The 16045-nt window shown below is 71.4% G+C and carries 16 protein-coding genes; 12 read left to right on the top strand and 4 right to left on the bottom strand.

Annotated features, from left to right (window positions below; translation table 11 throughout):
- The gene (locus ACFWGZ_RS15905; RefSeq protein ID WP_382452245.1) at nucleotides 1-1722 is read left to right on the top strand and encodes a glycoside hydrolase family 5 protein; all 1722 of its coding nucleotides are present in this window, start codon (nucleotides 1-3) and stop codon (nucleotides 1720-1722) included.
- On the opposite strand, the gene ACFWGZ_RS15900 is transcribed toward ACFWGZ_RS15905, so the two are convergent.
- Nucleotides 1677-2426 (bottom strand): arylamine N-acetyltransferase, encoded by a 750-nt coding sequence (locus tag ACFWGZ_RS15900; protein ID WP_382452244.1) that lies wholly within the window; start codon nucleotides 2424-2426, stop codon nucleotides 1677-1679. The two genes, ACFWGZ_RS15905 and ACFWGZ_RS15900, sit on opposite strands and share 46 nt — an antisense overlap.
- A 17-nt stretch (nucleotides 2427-2443) precedes the next feature.
- Between ACFWGZ_RS15900 and ACFWGZ_RS15895 the strand changes: the two genes are divergently transcribed.
- From ACFWGZ_RS15895 to ACFWGZ_RS15870, 6 genes are all read left to right on the top strand, one after another.
- On the top strand, nucleotides 2444-3253 hold the full coding sequence (locus tag ACFWGZ_RS15895; protein ID WP_382452243.1) for a DUF72 domain-containing protein: 810 nt from the start codon (nucleotides 2444-2446) through the stop codon (nucleotides 3251-3253).
- Between the two features lie 41 nt (nucleotides 3254-3294).
- Nucleotides 3295-3651, top strand: a complete 357-nt coding sequence (locus ACFWGZ_RS15890) for a peptidase inhibitor family I36 protein (protein ID WP_382452242.1) — start codon at nucleotides 3295-3297, stop codon at nucleotides 3649-3651.
- A gap of 155 nt (nucleotides 3652-3806) precedes the next feature.
- Nucleotides 3807-6173 (top strand): AAA family ATPase, encoded by a 2367-nt coding sequence (locus ACFWGZ_RS15885; RefSeq protein ID WP_382452241.1) that lies wholly within the window; start codon nucleotides 3807-3809, stop codon nucleotides 6171-6173.
- Nucleotides 6170-6556, top strand: a complete 387-nt coding sequence (locus tag ACFWGZ_RS15880; RefSeq protein WP_382452240.1) for a hypothetical protein — start codon at nucleotides 6170-6172, stop codon at nucleotides 6554-6556. The genes ACFWGZ_RS15885 and ACFWGZ_RS15880 overlap by 4 nt, the downstream gene beginning before the upstream one ends.
- 8 nt (nucleotides 6557-6564) lie before the next feature.
- Nucleotides 6565-7401 carry an exonuclease SbcCD subunit D gene (locus ACFWGZ_RS15875; protein ID WP_382452239.1) on the top strand — a complete coding sequence of 279 codons (837 nt, stop codon included), beginning with the start codon at nucleotides 6565-6567 and terminating at the stop codon, nucleotides 7399-7401.
- A complete protein-coding gene (locus ACFWGZ_RS15870) occupies nucleotides 7398-10028 on the top strand; it encodes an AAA family ATPase (protein WP_382452238.1) in 2631 nt (876 codons plus the stop codon). Before ACFWGZ_RS15875 ends, ACFWGZ_RS15870 begins: the two co-directional genes overlap by 4 nt.
- On the opposite strand, the gene ACFWGZ_RS15865 is transcribed toward ACFWGZ_RS15870, so the two are convergent.
- Nucleotides 10009-10467 carry a very short patch repair endonuclease gene (locus ACFWGZ_RS15865; RefSeq protein WP_382452237.1) on the bottom strand — a complete coding sequence of 153 codons (459 nt, stop codon included), beginning with the start codon at nucleotides 10465-10467 and terminating at the stop codon, nucleotides 10009-10011. The genes ACFWGZ_RS15870 and ACFWGZ_RS15865 overlap by 20 nt on opposite strands.
- Before the next feature lie 47 nt (nucleotides 10468-10514).
- Between ACFWGZ_RS15865 and ACFWGZ_RS15860 the strand changes: the two genes are divergently transcribed.
- The 4 genes from ACFWGZ_RS15860 to ACFWGZ_RS15845 all read left to right on the top strand — a co-directional run bounded on the left by ACFWGZ_RS15860 (nucleotide 10515) and on the right by ACFWGZ_RS15845 (nucleotide 14250).
- Entirely contained in the window at nucleotides 10515-11147 is a 633-nt protein-coding gene (locus ACFWGZ_RS15860; protein ID WP_382452236.1) for a hypothetical protein, read from the top strand.
- Between the two features lie 101 nt (nucleotides 11148-11248).
- Nucleotides 11249-12148, top strand: a complete 900-nt coding sequence (locus ACFWGZ_RS15855) for a helix-turn-helix domain-containing protein (protein WP_382452235.1) — start codon at nucleotides 11249-11251, stop codon at nucleotides 12146-12148.
- Between the two features lie 15 nt (nucleotides 12149-12163).
- Complete coding sequence (locus ACFWGZ_RS15850; RefSeq protein ID WP_382452234.1) at nucleotides 12164-13285, top strand: hypothetical protein; 1122 nt, start codon at nucleotides 12164-12166, stop codon at nucleotides 13283-13285.
- 62 nt (nucleotides 13286-13347) lie between these two features.
- The gene (locus ACFWGZ_RS15845) at nucleotides 13348-14250 is read left to right on the top strand and encodes a hypothetical protein (RefSeq protein WP_382452233.1); all 903 of its coding nucleotides are present in this window, start codon (nucleotides 13348-13350) and stop codon (nucleotides 14248-14250) included.
- Here ACFWGZ_RS15845 and ACFWGZ_RS15840 read toward each other — a convergent pair.
- On the bottom strand, nucleotides 14223-15026 hold the full coding sequence (locus ACFWGZ_RS15840; RefSeq protein ID WP_382452232.1) for an SDR family NAD(P)-dependent oxidoreductase: 804 nt from the start codon (nucleotides 15024-15026) through the stop codon (nucleotides 14223-14225). The genes ACFWGZ_RS15845 and ACFWGZ_RS15840 overlap by 28 nt on opposite strands.
- A gap of 96 nt (nucleotides 15027-15122) precedes the next feature.
- Here ACFWGZ_RS15840 and ACFWGZ_RS15835 point away from each other — a divergent pair, with 96 nt between their 5' ends.
- A complete protein-coding gene (locus tag ACFWGZ_RS15835) occupies nucleotides 15123-15482 on the top strand; it encodes a nucleotide pyrophosphohydrolase (protein ID WP_382452231.1) in 360 nt (119 codons plus the stop codon).
- A 201-nt stretch (nucleotides 15483-15683) separates the two neighbouring features.
- Here ACFWGZ_RS15835 and ACFWGZ_RS15830 read toward each other — a convergent pair whose 3' ends face one another.
- Nucleotides 15684-15848, bottom strand: a complete 165-nt coding sequence (locus ACFWGZ_RS15830) for a hypothetical protein (RefSeq protein ID WP_382452230.1) — start codon at nucleotides 15846-15848, stop codon at nucleotides 15684-15686.
- Between the last annotated feature and the right edge of the window lie 197 nt (nucleotides 15849-16045).

Here is a 16045-nt window from a genome sequence, read left to right as displayed (position 1 = left end):
ATGAGAATGATTCGCGTCTCGGCCACCCTGCTCCTGGCCGCGAGTCTCGTTGCTCCCGCGCACGCGGAACCGGCCTCCGCCGCAGAGTGGACCGGTCCGCTGAGCACGCGCGGACGGTGGATCGTCGACGCCAACGGCGACCGCTTCAAGCTCAAGTCCGGCAACTGGCACGGTGCGAGCGGCACCTGGAACGGTTCCGGCGACATCAACGACCCCGCCACCCACCACGCCGGCGAGAAGGCCGACCAGGTCCCGCTAGGCCTCGGCCGCGCCACGATGGCGACGATCATCAGCGGCTTCAAGGAGATCGGCGTCAACAGCATCCGGTTGCCGTTCTCCAACCAGATGATCAAGGACACCACCCCCGTCACGGGCCTGAAAGACGCGCAGCTCAACGGCAAGCGGCCGCTGGAGGTCTACGACGCCGTCGTCGCGGAACTGACGCGCAACGACCTCGCCGTCATCCTCAACAACCACACCACGACGTCGCGGTGGTGTTGCGGGGTCGACGGCAACGAGCGGTGGAACACCAGCCAGAGCACCGACCAGTGGATCACCGACTGGGCGTTCATGGCCGACCGCTACAAGGCGAACAAACGGGTGGTGGGCGCGGACCTCTACAACGAGGTGCGCCGCAACGTCTGGGACGACCCGAACTGGGGCTGGGGCAACGACCACGACTGGCACAAGGCCTCGCAGCAGGCCGCGGACCGCCTCCAGCAGGTCGCGCCGGACCTGCTGGTCATCGTCGAGGGCATCAACTGGTTCGGCATCCCCGTCGACGGCTTCGCGCACGGCAGGCCGACGCTGGAGCCGGCGCGGTTCCTCAGCCACACGCTCGCGAACCCCGAGAAGCTCGTCTACAGCGCCCACTTCTACGGCTACACCGGGCCGAACCACAGCGGCGCCACGGGTATCGGCGAGACGACCGACCCGCGCTACCAGGACCTGTCGCCGCAGGAGCTGAAGGACGTCCTGCAGCGCCAGGCGTTCTACATCACCGAGGCGCAGAAGCACTTCACCGCGCCGCTGTGGATCAGCGAGTTCGGTGTCGGCGGCATCGACGAGTCGAACCAGAAGGCGCGCGACTGGTTCGAGCGGTTCGTCGACCAGCTGATCGCCCAGGACACCGACTTCGCCTACTGGCCGCTGGTCGGCTTCCACACCAACCGCTCCGGCAACAGCTGGGCATTGCTGCGCTGGGACGCGGGCGGCAACCGGATCAGCGTCAACGACGGTGACGACTGGCGCCAGGGCGCGTGGAACCGCCTCGTCACCGCCCCGAGCCGCACCGGGCAGGTCCCGCGCGAGAACCGGTTCAACATGCTGCTCAAGGAATCGTGCCCGCAGAACGAGAAGCTCATCGGCATCAGCCACACGGGCGGCCGCGGTCTGTGCGCCAGCGGTCCGCAGTGGAGCGGGACGACGCGCGTGACCAACGAGCAGCACGTGACCGGCGACTGGGCCGTGGGGTACACGAAGCTCCAGTGCCCCAGCGGGAACGCGGCCGTCGGGTACGCGAACTTCACGCTGGTCTGCGCTCCGGTCGCGAGCGGGACGACCACGCGCGTCGTCTGGTTCGACCGCGGTGACAACCGGCCGGACCTCGGCGGTGACTGGGCGAACGGGCACTACAAGGGCCAGTGCGCCCAGGACGAACACCTCGCCGGCGTGGCCTACAACTGGCGCAGGACACCGGACGCGTTGCTCTGCCGGAAGTGACCCGGCTCGAACTCGATTCCGAAGTGCTCCAGGAAAGCGGCCGCGGGATCCTCGACCTCGGTCGAGGTCTTGTGGCCGTTCTCCGTCACCACGACCTGCTTGTCCGTCACGGTGATCCGCCCGCCCGGGAACGGGCGGGTCGCCATCGGTCCCTTGCGGAAGTGCGACTCCGGCGCGGTCTGGTGCCACCAGCAGGTCGGCACGAACTCGGCCAGCTCGCGCGGCCTGCGGTCGAGCCGGTAGGCGGGCTCGCCGTCGTGGAACACGTCCACGTCGGCGCCGTGGTCCTCCAGCCGGAACACGCCGGCCGGGTCCCGTTGCTCCTCGCGCGAGGTCCACGACAGCGGGTGCAGCGAGAACGTCCCGAACCCGACGTCCACCAGCCACTCACCGTCCACGACGAGCGCCACGTGGTCGCCGGGCGGCCCGAGCCTGCGCTCGTCGCCGAACACCCGCGCGGACAGCAGCTCGACCGTGAAACCCAGGTCCCGCAACAACTCCGCGAACAACCCGTTGACCTCGTAGCAGAACCCGCCGCGGCGGCGTCCGACGATCTTCTCGTGCAGCCACGGGATCTCCAGGACGATCCTGGTGTCCAGGTGGGTGTCGAGGTTCTCGAACGGGACGCTCAGCAGGTGCCGCTCTTGCAGCTCGGCGAGCGACGACGTGCGCGAGGCGCCGATGCGCTGTAGGTATTCCTCCACCGTGCCACGATAGCCAGATGGGCGAGGTCAGGATCGGCACTTCGGGATGGGTGTACCCGCCCTGGCGCGGCACGTTCTACCCGAAGGGCGTCACGCAGAAGCGCGAGCTGGCCTACCTGAGCGAGCAACTCGGCTCGGTCGAGATCAACGGCTCGTTCTACTCGCTGCAACGGCCGTCGAGCTACCTGAGGTGGGCCGCCGAGACGCCGGACGACTTCGTGTTCTCGGTGAAGGGCAGCCGTTTCATCACCCACATGAAGCGCCTGAAGGACGGCAGCGAGCTGCTCTCGAACTACCTCGCGTCCGGCGTGCTCGCCCTGGGCCCGAAGCTCGGCCCGGTCCTCTGGCAGCTCCCGCCGACGCTGAAGTTCGACGCGGACCTGCTCACAGGGTTCTTCGCAGGTCTCCCCCGCACCACCACCGAGGCCGCCGAGATCGCGAAGCGGCACGACCACCGCGTCGACCCGGCGCACACGACCACGGACGCCGAGCGGCCGGTGCGCCACGCCCTCGAGATCCGCCACGAGAGCTACCGGACGCCCGAGTTCGTCGACCTGCTGCGGCGGCACGACATCGCGCTCGTCGTCGCGGACGCGGCCGGCAAGTACCCGTTGATCGAGGAGGTCACGAGCGACTTCGTCTACGTCCGGCTGCACGGCCACGACGAGCTGTACGTCAGCGGCTACACCGCCGAAGGCCTCGACCTGTGGGCCGAGAAGGTGCGCGCTTGGGCCGAGCACGGCGACGTGTTCGTCTACTTCGACAACGACGCGAAGGCCTACGCGCCGCGCGACGCGAAGGCGCTCCAAGATCGTCTGGCCGATTGACCCGAACGGACGCACACTCGTCCCCGACGAGAGGTGCGCCCATGCCGACGAAGAGCCTCATCACCGCCCTGGCGATCACCGCCGGAGCGGTCGCCTCCAGTGGGGTCGCCGTAGCGCAGAGTGACAAGTCCTGCGACAAGGGCGAGTTCTGCGTGTGGACGGGACCGGACTACACCGGCACGGTGCAGCGCCTCGACCTGGAATCGGCGAACCCCGACGAGTGCATCCCGCTCTCGATCGTCGGCAGGTCCTTCGTCAACCGCCTGAGCAGGGACGCGAGCGTGTACCAGCGCGAGAACTGCTCCACCGAGGCCGAGTTCACCACCTACCCGAAGCACGGCACCTACGTGCCGGACGCGTACTTCGTGATCAGGGCCCTGGAAGTGTGGGGGCCCTGACGAGGGCGGACTACTTCAGTCACCCTATGTAACACCACTCGATCGTGTGAGTACTCACCAGTAGGTCCCATTTGCTGCCTAGGTTGCCGCCCTATCGAGTGGTTGCAGCTGGAGGAAATGTGACCGTGGCGGGTGAAGCCGGGTTACTCGAACTGATGGCCGGGAGACTGGCCAAGGACGATCTCACCCCACGTGCGGCAGAACTGGTGCTCGCGGCGTGCCGCGGCGTCGCGGCACTGGACCGCGCGCTGAGCGGTGCGCCCGTGCAGGAGGAGACCCCGAGGGAGAAGACCGACGGCCCCGGCCACGGCATCTTCGTGTCGGAGATCCGCGTGCGCGGGTTCCGCGGCATCGGCCCGCAGGCACGGCTGCCGCTGGCGCCGGGCCCGGGGCTGACCGTCGTCACGGGACGCAACGGTTCGGGCAAGTCGAGCTTCGCCGAAGCCGCGGAACTGGCGTTGACCGGCTACAACGCCCGCTGGACCCGTGCGCGGCACGACGTGTGGCGGCAGGGCTGGCGCAACCTGCACCAGGCCGACACCGCCGTCGAGCTGGACCTCGTGCAGGCCGCGCGGCCGGGCCGGACGACGATCCGCAGGTCCTGGTCGCCGGAGGAGGAGATCGGGCAGGGCGAGTGGACGCAGGACGGCGAGCCGTTCGACGACCTGCGCTGGCACGACGCGCTGGAGACCTACCGGCCGTTCCTGCCCTACAGCGAGCTGGGGACCGTCCTCGACGCCCAGCCGGAGGACCTCTACGAGGCGATGCACCGCTTCCTCGGCCTGGAGGCGATCACCGAGGCGCAGCAGTCGCTCGCCGAGCACCGCAAACGCCTCGCCGACGTCGTCGCCCGGCCCTACGACCGGCGGGAACGCGTCCGCGCGGAGCTGGCCGCGTCGCCGGACGAACGGGCCCGCCGCGCCGCCGAGCTGCTCGGCAGCTCCTCCCCCGACCTCGACGCCATCGCGGACCTCGCGCTCGGCACGGACGTCGGCAATGGCACCGGCCTGCTGCACCAGGTCGTCGACCTGGCCCTGCCGCCCGACGACGAGGTCGTCCGGTGCCGCGAGAAGCTCGACGCCGCACTCGGCGCCGTGACCGCCGTGGCGACCGCCAACGCGCAGGACTCGTTGCGCTCCAGCGAGATCCTGCGGCTCGCGATCCAGCTGCAGGAGTCCGGCGGCGCGAAGACGTGCCCGGTGTGCGACCTCGGCCGGCTCGACGGGATGTGGCTCGTGAAGGCCCGGCAGCGCGCCGAGCACCTCGCCAGGGCCGCCGCGGAGCTGCACGACGCCGCCGACGAGCTGGACCTCGCGGTCGCGGCGGTGCGGGGGTTGTGCGTGCCGGTGCCGGAGGTGCTCCAGGAGATCCAGGGCATCCTCGACACGACGGCGGTGTCGCAGGCGTGGCAGGCCTGGGAGGCGTGCGCGTCGATCGACGACCCGGTGCGGCTGCGCCAGGAGGCCTTCGACCGCCACGCCGAGCTGGTGGTGGCGGTGGAGCAGCTGAAGTCCGTGGCGCGCGAGCAGATCGACCGGCGCGACCTGGTGTGGCGGCCGATGGCGGTCGCGCTGTTCGAGTGGCACTCCCAGGCGCAGCAGGCGCTCGCGGACTCCGAGGTGCTCGCCGACGTGACGGAGGCGGAGAACTGGATCCACAAGGCCGCGGCGACGTTGCGGTCGGAGCGCATCGCGCCGTTCGCCAAGGAGTCGCAGCGCATCTGGCACCGGTTGCGCCAGCAGAGCAACGTCGACCTGGGCGCGGTGCGGCTCGGCGGCACCCGCAACGTCGAGCTGGACGTGTCGGTCGACGGCGTCTCGAACTCGGCGCTCGCGGTGATGAGCCAGGGCGAGCTGCACTCGCTGGGGCTCGCGCTGTTCCTGCCGCGCGCCATGGTGGACGAGAGCCCGTTCCGGTTCGTGATGATCGACGACCCCGTGCAGGCGATGGACCCGTCCAAAGTGGACGGACTCGCGCAGGTGCTCGCCGACGTCGGCCTCACCCGCCAGGTCGTGGTCTTCACGCACGACGAACGGCTCGTGGAGGCGTTGCGGCGGCTGCGGCTCTCGGCCACGGTCTGGGAGGTCTGCCGCGGCGAGGAGTCCGTGGTGCAGGTGCGGATGTCCGACGACCCCGTCGGCCGGTGCCTGAACGACGCCCGCGCGATGCGGGTGGACGAGGACCTGCCGGACGCGCTGCGCGCCGAACTGGTGGCGTCGTGCTGCCGGGCGGCCCTGGAAGCGGCGTCGCACGCCCGGTTCCGCCGTGAGCGGCTGAGCCGCGGCACCCCGCACGCCGAGGTCGAACGCGTGCTGGAAGGCGCGCTGACGACGAAGCAGACGATCGCGCTGGCCGTGCTCGACGAGCACGCGGAACCGGCGAAGTTGATGCCCCACCTCGAGGACGTGGTCGGATCATGGGCGGTAGACCTGCTGCAGGCGTGCCGGGTAGGCGGCGACAGCGGAGACCTGGACGTGCTGATCCGGGACACCGAACTGCTTGCCGGGTGGCTGCAGAGATGACGCTCCCCCCGGACGTGCAGGACCGGCTCACGTGCGTCGCGAACCTGCTGGCACGTCCGGACCAGCTCGACGGTGTGCGGATCCGGTGCTGTGCCGAGCTGTTGCGCACGGCGGTGGAACGGTCGGTGGCGCGCGCCTGCGGTGCGGAGCACACCGACCACCCGGTGCACGCGCTGCTGCTGAGCCTGCCGTCGCACGTCGACGCCGACGTGGCCTACGAGACCTCCCAGCTGTGGCACGCCCTGAGCCGCGCGATCCGCCACCACGGCTACGAGCTGACCCCGACGATCGACGAGCTGCGCGGCTGGCACGCCGACACCGCCGACGTCGTCGCGGCTCTGCAGTCGACCCTGACCCTGTTCGGCACCATCGAACTCCACTGAAGGCACCGGTGAAACTGCTGCTGTTCGCGGACCTGCACCTGGACACCCGCTTCCCCAACGCGGGTCCCGCGCGACGCAAGGCGTTGCGCGACACGCTGGGCCGCATCGTCGATCTCGCCCAGGAGAACGAAGTCGACGCGGTGCTCTGCGCCGGCGACCTGTACGAGCACGACCGCTGTTCCCCCACCACGGCCTCGTTCCTGCGGTCGTCGTTCGACTGCGCGGTGCCGGTGTTCCTGGCCCCGGGAGGTGACGACTGGTACGGGCCGCAGTCGGTCTACCGGCAGGTGGACTGGACACCGAACGTGCACGTGTTCTCCTCCGGGTCGCTGACGCCCGTGGAGATCGCCGACGGCGTCACGCTCTGGGGCGCCGCGCACGTCGGGCCCGGCCCGGCGAAGGACTTCCTCGACGGCTTCGCGGTGAACCGCGGCGGCGTGAACCTCGCGCTGTGCCACGGTTCCGCGCCCGACGACGTCACGATCACCGGCCTGGACCACGCGTTCCTCGGGCACGTGCACACGCCCGAACACGCCGAGCACCACACGTTCCCCGGCAACCCGGACCCGTTGACGCCCGGCGAGACCGGCGAACGCGGGGCCGTGCTGTGCACCGTGCACGACGACGGTTCGGTGTCGCGCGAGGTGTTCGACGTGTCGGCGTCGAAGTCGCTCGACTGGCTCGACTCGGAGAAGGCGTTCCCGTTGCTGGACTTCGACGCCGTGGCAGCCGAACGGACCGTGCGCGGCCAGTTCGTGCGGGACGTGCTGGCGGACGAGTCGCTGGAGACGTCGTTGCGGAGCCGCGTGCTCGCGACCGGACTGCGCGCGCTGGAGGAACGATGAAGATCGAGTCGGTGACCGCGCACGCGTTCGGGCCGTTGCACGACAGGACGTTGCCGCTCGCGCCGGGACTGACCGTGGTGTCCGGGATGAACGAGTCCGCGAAGTCGTCGTGGCACGCGGCGATCCGCGCGGCGTTGTGCGGCGACCCGTCGGCGCGGCACCGCCCGTGGCAGGGCGAGTCGTGGCGGGTGGCGGCGATGGTGTCGCTCGAGTCCGGCGAGGTGGTCGCCGTGGACCGTGACCTCAACGACGACTCCGCGCCGGACGTGGCGCAACGGCTGGGGCTCGACCGCACGTCGTTCGCCGCCACCGCGTGCGTGGACCAGGCCGCGCTGCTGAGCGTGCTGGACGAGGCCGACGGCCTGCAGGACCACCTGCGCCGGGCCGCGGCCACCGCGGGCACCGACGGCACGGTGGAGCAGGCGTTGCAGCGGCTGACCGCGCCGGTCGACGCGTTGCGCGAGGCCACGAACCGCCTGCGCGAGGCCGAGACGGACCTGGGTGCCGCGCGCCGGGCGCACGCCCGGTACCTGGAACTGGGCGCGCAGGCCAGGTCTGCGGCCGCCGCCCGCGCCCGCCTGGCCGTGCAGGAGCACTCCGCGGTCCTCGACGGGCTGACGACGCGGATGGCGCGCCTGACGACGTTGCAGGACCGCTTCGGCGACTCGCCGCCGTCCGGCCTGGCCGCGCAGGAGGAGCTGACGCACGTGGTGAACCGCGCGCTCGCGGCGTGGCGTGCGGCCCCGACCCCGCGCGTGCTGACCGGTCCGTCGGCCGCGGCGCTGGAGGCCGAGCTCAGGGCGCTGCCCGCGATCCCGGTCGGCGAGACCGCGCTGGACGACGAGCTCCGCGTCGTGGCCACGGCCTACGAGACCGCGTCCGCCGTCGCCTCGGCGCACCGCGAACGCATGCCGTCGCCGCCGACGTCCGCCGAGCCGTCGGTGCTGCGCGGTCTGGCCACCCGGCTGGACCCGACCGGCGGGGCCCGCCTGACCACCGCGTCGATCGAGGTGGACGGCGCCCGCCAGGCGCGGGAGGAGGCCGCCGGGGCCGCCGCCCGCGCGCAGGTCGAGGCCGACGTGGCCGCGGCCCGCGTGCAGGAGATCGCGCTGCCGAACCCGTTCCTGCGCAACGCCCTGATCGCGTTGAGCTGCCTGACGACGCTGGTGGGCCTGCTGCTGTTCATGGTGGACCAGCAACTGGCCGCGGCGGGTGTGCTGGTGGCCGCGCTGGTCGCCGGCACCGGCGGCGCCCTGTCCCGGGGCAACGCGCCCGCCCGTGAGGCGGCCGTGGCCTTCGCCGCCGACCAGGCCGCCGCCGCGACGGAAGCACGCGGCCGCCTGTTCACCGCCGACCGCTCCCTGGCCGAGGCCGAGGGCCGGCGCGCCGTGGCGTCCGAAGCGGTCCGCAGCAACGACGAGGCCGTCGCGGCGTGCGCCTCCCTGGGCGTGCCGGCGGACCGCGAGACGTTGTGGCGCCTCGCGAACCGCGCGGCCTGGGAGGCCGAGCACGCCGACCTGGTGTGCGAGGTGGCGCGCACCGAGAAGGCCGTCCGCGTAGAGCTCGCGGCCCGCGGCAGGGTGGACGCGGCGATGTCCGTGCCGGACCTGCTGGTGGACTACGAGACCGACTGCAAGGTCCGCGCCCGCCAGGCCTCGATGGCCGCCCAGCGCCCGTACCTCCTGCAGGCCCTGGCCGACCGCCGCCAGGCGGAGGCCGCCGTCACCGAGGCCACCGTCGCGCACACCAGGGCCGTCGCCCTGCTACGCCACGCCGTGACCGCCATCGGCCGCACCGGCGAACGCCCGGAGGACCTGCTCCGCGCCATCGCCGAGTGGCAGCGCGGCTGGGACGACCTGCTCCGCGAGGCGGAAGAGGAACGCAACGCGTGGGCGGAGCTGCAGGCACTGCGCGCCGACGGCACCCTGGACGACCTCGAAGCCACCCTCTCCGCGGCCCAGACCCACCACGCCACCCTGCTGGAGGAGGCCTCCCGCTACGCGACGTGCGAGCAGGTGGACCCGTCCCTGGCCGAGTCCGCCCAGGCGCTGGCGGCGACCGTGGCGGAGATGTCCCGCGGCCTGCCGAGCGTCCCGGACGCGGAGGAGGCGGTCCAGGTCGCCGCCGCCGAGCTGGCCGGGGTGACCGCCGAGGTCGAGGCCATCGACCTGGCGTCCCGCTACCTGACCGCGGCCCGCGAGAAGGTGCACAGCACGATCGCCCCGGCCCTGGAGTCGACCCTGCGAACGTGGCTGCCCCTCGTGACCGACGGCCGTTACGTGGACGCGGCAGTGGACTCCGCATCCCTGACCGTGAGCGTGTGTTCCTCCTCCGGCACGTGGTGCGAGGCGTCGCACCTCTCTCTGGGCACCTCCGAGCAGGTCTACCTGCTCCTGCGCGTGGCCTTGGCCCAGCACCTCGCCACCGAGACGTGCCCGTTGTTGTTGGACGACGTCACGGTGCAGGCAGACGACACCCGCACACGGGCCGTGCTCGACCTGCTGCTGCGGTTGTCGGAGGACCGGCAGATCGTGCTCTTCGCGCAGGAGAGCGCGGTGGTGGAGTGGGCGCAGGAGCGGCTGGGTGAGCGGGACGTGCTGCACCAGCTCACGCCGGTGGCGGCCTGAGCGAGCGGGACGCGACGAGCGCGGCGACCCGGACGGCGACTTCGTCCGGGTCTTCGTGTTCCCAGACCCGGACCACGAGCCAGCCCGCCGCGGTGAGCTGGCCGTCGGTGTCGCGGTCGCGGACCACCACCCCGTGCAGCTTCACCCGCCACCACTCGCGGTTCGCCTTCGGCAGTTGCCCGTGCTCCGGGCACGAGTGCCAGAAGCAGCCGTCGACGAACAACGCGATCCGGGCGCCACGCAGCAGCACGTCGACGCGGCGGCGCCTGTTGGTGCCGGGCGGGGAGACGTCCACCAGGTACCGCAGCCCTCTGCGGTGCAGCGCCCTGCGCACCGCGAGCTCCGGAGCCGTGCCGGTCCGGCGGGTCCTGCGCATCACCCCGGACGTAGCCTCCGACGAGGCGGCGGGTGCCGGTCCTGCGTCGACGTAGCGGTACACGACCTCAGTCTCCCGGAATTGTCAGACCCCGTCGCTACCGTCGAGCCATGACCAACGCCGCCTTCCGCAAGCTCACCCCCGGCACCGACGAGCGGCTCGCCGAGCTGGGGCTGCGCCGGCAGGTCCTCGACCGCGCCATCGCCGCCGGCATCGACGCGCGCGGCGCCTCGCCGCCGTTCGGGCCCACCAACGCCCCCGGGCTGCTCGACTGGATCCACCGGGTCGGCACGTTGCGGCAGCTGCTGGCCGGCGAGGGGTGGCAGCGGCTTGACCACTGGAACGCCGGGCTGGTCCGGCACCCGACGCGGCCGATCCTGCTCGGGACGTTGCAGGGCAACCGCGGCACGGGCTCGCCCGGCGCGCCCCTGCGCAGCGACTACGCGAAGGGGCCCGCCATCGCGGCGATGATGCGGGACAACGACCACGACCAGTTCGCGCTGTTCGAGAACGTGCGCAGCGAGGGGTTCAAGCTGTGGTTCCTCGTCACGTACCCGGTGCAGCTGGAGGACCGGCTCGTGGTCTACCGGGAGGTGTCGCAGCCGGAGCCCACGCCGCAGAACCAGGTCATCGACCGGTGGGCGCACCGGATCGTGTTGCCGCCGATGGAGTTCCCGCAGCGCGCGACGCCCACCGCGGACGGCCCCGAGGAGGTGGACTTCCCGGTCGCGCTGCGGCGGTGAGGTGCGTGGTCCCCGCCGCCGGATCGCCGTGACCTGCTGACCGTCCACTTCACGAGACCCGCCTCGCACGGCGGCGCGGCGAGGGCCACAATTGCCCGATCATGCTCACGCCCTCGCGACTCACGCTCGCCCGCTGCCGGCGCGGTCTCACCGCTGCCGAGCTCGCGCGCAAGGCCGGCGTGCAGGCGCGGGCGATAGGTGAGTACGAGCGCGGCGTGCGCCGGCCCAAGGCCGTCACCGTGGAGGCGCTGGCCGGGGCTCTCGGGTTCCCGGAGGCGTTCCTCGCGGCGCCGGAACCGCCCCGGCCGCAGAACGCGCCGCCCGACGCGCAGGCGACGGCGGCGGCCCAGCTGGCGATCGAGTTCAACGGGTGGCTCGAGCGCCTCTTCGTGCTGCCCCAGCCGGACCTGCCACCGCCCAGGACGTCGCCGGACGGCACGCGCCTGAGCTGGCGGCTCGACCACAGCCCGGCGCCCAACATGGTGCAGCTGCTCGAGTCGCACGGGGTGCGGGTGTTCTCGCTGCCGGTCGACTGCGTCGCACAGGAAGCGTTCTCGTGCTGGCACAACGGAACGCCGTACGTGTTCCTCACCCCCACGGCGACGCCGGAGCAGGCCCGGTTCGACGCGGCCGTGCAGCTCGCGGTGCTGCTCGGGCACGCGGAGCCGCACGAGTTCGCCGCCGAGTTCCTCATGCCGCGGCAGGAGCTGCGGGGCACCGACCACCGGCACTGGCACGTCGCGAGGGAGCGGTTCGTGCTGCGGGCGAACGTGCTCAGCCTCGCGCACGGCGGCATGACGCGCCGGGAGCCCTCGAAGCTGCTCACCAAGGTCTTCCGGGTCCTCCGCGAGAACGGCACGACGCCGCTGCACGTCGCCAAAGAGCTGAACCTGGGCCTCGAAGAGCTCAACGGGCTGGTGTTCGGGCTGGTCCTGACCGCGCTGCCGGGTGGCGGCGAACGCGGACCGAAGGGACGGGCTCGTCTCACCCTGGTCCACTGAGGGGGAACGAACCGGATGATGTTCCTGCGGTACCTCGCCGCGGTTCCGCTCATCGTGCTGAGCTGCGCCGGCGTGCCGTTCGGGTACCTGACGCTGTCGTCGTACCTGTTCCAGCGGTCGTTGCCGGGCGAGCCGGCCGAGTTCGACTTCGTCGCCGGGTTCGTCGGGAACGTCACGGCGCTCGCCGGGTTCTGGCCGGTGCCGGTGGCGTTCCTGCTCTTCGCGGGACTGTGGTGGAGGACGGCGGCGTGGCCGCGGATCTCGCTGCTGCCGTCGGTGCCGACGGCGTTCGTCGGCCTGGTCACCGGTACCGGCTGGGCGATCGCACTGGGTGTGGCGCTGCCGCTCGTGTCGTGGGGACTGGCCCGGCTCGCGGCGCGGATCGTGTCGCGGCCGATCAGCGGCGACGTGCGGCGCTCGGCCGTCGAGGTCCTCATCGGACTTCGCGGCGGAGGCCGGCTGCGGGTGCAGTCGCGCCGGCTGCTGCTCGACAGGCTCCCCCCTCCCCGGTACCGGGAGTCGCCGGTCGGCCGGGTCGCGATCCCGTTCGACCGGATCGGCCACGTCGAGGCGGGGGTGGTGGACGCGCCCGCGCAGTGGCGGTTCGGCAACACCAGCGAACTCACCATCACCCCGGGACCGGCGCTGCGGGTCATCGGCTCCGGGCAGGAGTGGCTGGTGCCCGTGGACGACGTCGACGCGGCGCTGCGCCTGGTCGTCGAGCGCGCGCAGGCGCGGGCCAAGCCGGAGCCGCGGCCGCCGCTGGAGAGCGCGCGCTGGGCGAGCGCCAAGAAGCTGTGGGACCTCGGCGAGGCCCAGCTCTCCCAGACCGGTCAGCGCAAGGTCCGGCACGGCGGCCACCACGTGCTGCTCGTGCTGAGCGTCCTCACGGTGGCGATGACCGGCTATTCGGTGTTCCGCGTCTTCACCGACGGCTGGGGTTTCCTGTTCGGTGCGCTCTTCTTCGGCGCGATCTCCTACGGCACCGGGCGGGCGTGGGTCTCCGCCGGTGCGACGCAGAAGCTCGCCGAGGAGAACCCGTGCTCTCCGCTGGCCGATGACCCCGATCCGCGTCACCGGCCAATTACAGGTTGGAGTTATCAGCCCGTTGTATTAGGCCAAACGAGCGATTTGTGAAACACATCCTCCGGCGTAACCGACACTGAGAGTGACGGGACGCCGAGTCGTGAGGATGCCCCATGACGATGCAGCAGCGCACAGAGCCCTCGCCCGCAGCCGTACTCATCGCCGTCGCCGTCCTCGCGCTGGTCCTCACCGTCGCGTTCGGCCCGCTCGGCTTCGTCATCGGCCTCGCGTTGTTCGCGTTGATGTTCGCCGGCACCAAGCACAACCACGCCTCGGAACCGATCACCCCGACGCGCACCCGCTCCCGCCTCCGCCGGCTGTCGACGGCCGGGCGCATCGCGATCGTCGGCGAGAGCAACCACCAGGACGTCCTCGCCGAGATCGCCCGGCACTCGTCCACGCACAGGGTCGACGGAGCCGTCCCCGCGACCGCGGTCCTCGTGCCGGAGTCCGGGAGGACCGTGCGGGTCGACCTGCTGCGCGGCGACGGCTCGGCGGTCACCGCCGGCTACCTGCGGGGCGACCAGGCGGCCGATTACCAGCCGCTGCTGCTCGAACTGGCCGACCGCGGCGAACTGGGCTCGTGCCCGGCCCGGATCCTGACCGATGGTCCGCGCTTCGCGGTGCACCTGCATCTAGGCGCACCGCGACTTCTGCTGCTCGACCACGAGGTCCTCGGCACGGCACCGACGTTGCCCGCCGAACACCAGGTGCCCATCACGGACGAGGAAGCGCATCAGCACGTGCTGCACCGGGTGGTCAACGGCCGCACTCCAGTCCATGTCATCGCGGAACTCAAGGACTGCCGCGTCACGAAGGGCCCCCACACAGGCGAACACACCCTTGAGGTGTTGCTCGAAGGCGAACGCATCGGCCAGCTCACCCATGCGTCGGGCTTGCGCTACAACGGGATGGTGCAGGAGTGGCGCTCCCGCACCGGGCGCGCGCTCTGCGAAGCGGTCATCACCAACGAGGGCACGCGCGGCCTTCACGCGAAGCTGCTGCTGCCCAAGTAGTCCGCGAACGTGCGCGGCTCGCGGCCGAGGACCCGCTGCACGCCGTCCGACAGGTGCGCCTCCTCTCCCGTGCGGATGCGCACGAGCAGCATCGTGACCAGGTCGGCGATCTCGTCCGGGTAGCCGAGACCGCGCAGCGAGGCGGCGAACTCGTCGGGGCCGACGTCGGTGTAGCGGACGGGTTTGCCGGTCACCGCGGTGATCCGCGCCAGCATCTCGGTGAACGACAACGCCTCCGGCCCGCTCAGCTCGTAGGTCTGGCCGGCGTGGCCGTCGCGGGTCAGGGCGGCGACGGCGACCTCGGCGATGTCCGCGACGTCGATGAACGGGTGGACGCCCTGCCCGGCGGGAACGGCGACCTCACCGTGCCGGACGGGCTCGGCGAACAGGTCTTCGTCGAAGTTCTGCATGAACCAGGTCGGCCGCAGCACCGTCCACCCGGCACCCGAGCTCATGACCGCCGCCTCGAACGGGTCGTCGTCGGGGGCGCCGCGCATCGACAGCAGCACGAGTCCGGTGACACCGGACCGCACCGCCAGCGGCACGAACTCGGCCAGCAGTGCCGGGTTCTCCGGTGGGACGACGTAGACGGCGGTGGTGCCGGCGACCGCCGGCTCCCAGGTGGCGGGTTCCGACCAGTCGAACCTCGTGGCCGACGACCTCGACGCGGGCCGGGCCACCGGGCCGAGGAGGCCGGTGACGCGACGACCGGTCTTGCCGGTGGCTCCCAGGACCAGGACGCTGCCGTCGGCCATGGAAGGGTTGATTGCGCTCAACGTTGACATGATTCGAGCCAATCAACATTGATACGGACGATCCATGATTGATCGGCCGACGTCCTTGCTCGTTCGTCCACGTGGTACTCAGTGGACATGAGTGAGCGTGACCTTGTGGACCTGAGGGATGCGTTGCGGGCGTTCGCCGCGGCCCGTGACTGGGACAGGTACCACACGCCCAAGAACCTGGTGATGGCGTTGTCGGGGGAGGTCGGCGAGCTCACCGACCTGTTCCAGTGGCTGACGCCGGAAGAGGCGCAGAACGCGATGGAGGACCCGGAGCTCGCGTGGAACGTGCGGGACGAGCTCGCGGACGTGATGCACTACTTGACGCGGCTGGCGGACAAGCTGGGCGTCGACTTGGTCGAGGCCGCGTTCGCCAAGATCGAGCGCAACGAGCGGCGGTTCCCGACCGGGGACCTGCGTCCCGTCCCGGTCGAGAAGAGCGACGTGTAGCCGGCCGTCCGCCGGGTGAAGCGCCGTTCCCCGATGCGGCATTGGTCTCGCTTCACCAACGGGGAACGGCGCTCCCGTGTTCAGCGCCGACAGGGTGACCTGGATCCACGACCATCCACCTGGTCGTCGTCCAGGCTCCTGGCGCCGACCGCCGGCTCGTGATGGTGCACTGCCCGTGGCGTTCGGCGCACTGCAGTCCCGCTAGAGGTACGTCAGCAGGAGGAGGATCAGGCACACCAGCAGCACGACGCCGAGCACTGCGGACAGGAGCGACTGCGAGGACGGCGCGGGCTCGCGGGCGTGCCTGCCCCGCCTCCTGCGCGCTCGCCACCGCAAAGGTGCCTCCCCTGCCCACTGCTCGTTCATGACGATCACGGTAGGGACAGGGAAGCCGGCCTTGACTCGCGTCACCCGCTCGCCGGGAGGGCGTCACCCGGTCAGCCGCCGCGGCGACCACAGCGTTGGATCCGAAACACAAAAAAAGCCCTGCGGGGAGCGCTTGTGGCGCTCGACCCGCAGGGCAAATTAAGTTCGGCGGCGACCTACTCTCCCACACCGTAACC

It is taken from the genome of Lentzea sp. NPDC060358 (assembly GCF_042725365.1).
Taxonomy (GTDB): Bacteria; Actinomycetota; Actinomycetes; order Mycobacteriales; family Pseudonocardiaceae; genus Lentzea.
The sequence above is the reverse complement of the archived record's forward strand: the minus strand, read 5'-3'. Positions and strand labels throughout refer to the sequence as shown.

Excerpts from the sequence above, each read along its gene's own strand:
- ACFWGZ_RS15905 (WP_382452245.1), top strand. The coding sequence starts at position 1 with ATGAGAATGATTCGCGTCTCGGCCACCCTGCTCCTGGCCGCGAGTCTC.
- ACFWGZ_RS15895 (WP_382452243.1), top strand. The coding sequence starts at position 2,444 with ATGGGCGAGGTCAGGATCGGCACTTCGGGATGGGTGTACCCGCCCTGG.
- ACFWGZ_RS15890 (WP_382452242.1), top strand. The coding sequence starts at position 3,295 with ATGCCGACGAAGAGCCTCATCACCGCCCTGGCGATCACCGCCGGAGCG.
- ACFWGZ_RS15885 (WP_382452241.1), top strand. The coding sequence starts at position 3,807 with ATGGCCGGGAGACTGGCCAAGGACGATCTCACCCCACGTGCGGCAGAA.
- ACFWGZ_RS15880 (WP_382452240.1), top strand. The coding sequence starts at position 6,170 with ATGACGCTCCCCCCGGACGTGCAGGACCGGCTCACGTGCGTCGCGAAC.
- ACFWGZ_RS15870 (WP_382452238.1), top strand. The coding sequence starts at position 7,398 with ATGAAGATCGAGTCGGTGACCGCGCACGCGTTCGGGCCGTTGCACGAC.
- ACFWGZ_RS15860 (WP_382452236.1), top strand. The coding sequence starts at position 10,515 with ATGACCAACGCCGCCTTCCGCAAGCTCACCCCCGGCACCGACGAGCGG.
- ACFWGZ_RS15855 (WP_382452235.1), top strand. The coding sequence starts at position 11,249 with ATGCTCACGCCCTCGCGACTCACGCTCGCCCGCTGCCGGCGCGGTCTC.
- ACFWGZ_RS15850 (WP_382452234.1), top strand. The coding sequence starts at position 12,164 with ATGATGTTCCTGCGGTACCTCGCCGCGGTTCCGCTCATCGTGCTGAGC.
- ACFWGZ_RS15845 (WP_382452233.1), top strand. The coding sequence starts at position 13,348 with ATGACGATGCAGCAGCGCACAGAGCCCTCGCCCGCAGCCGTACTCATC.
- ACFWGZ_RS15835 (WP_382452231.1), top strand. The coding sequence starts at position 15,123 with ATGAGTGAGCGTGACCTTGTGGACCTGAGGGATGCGTTGCGGGCGTTC.
- ACFWGZ_RS15830 (WP_382452230.1), bottom strand. The coding sequence starts at position 15,848 with ATGAACGAGCAGTGGGCAGGGGAGGCACCTTTGCGGTGGCGAGCGCGC.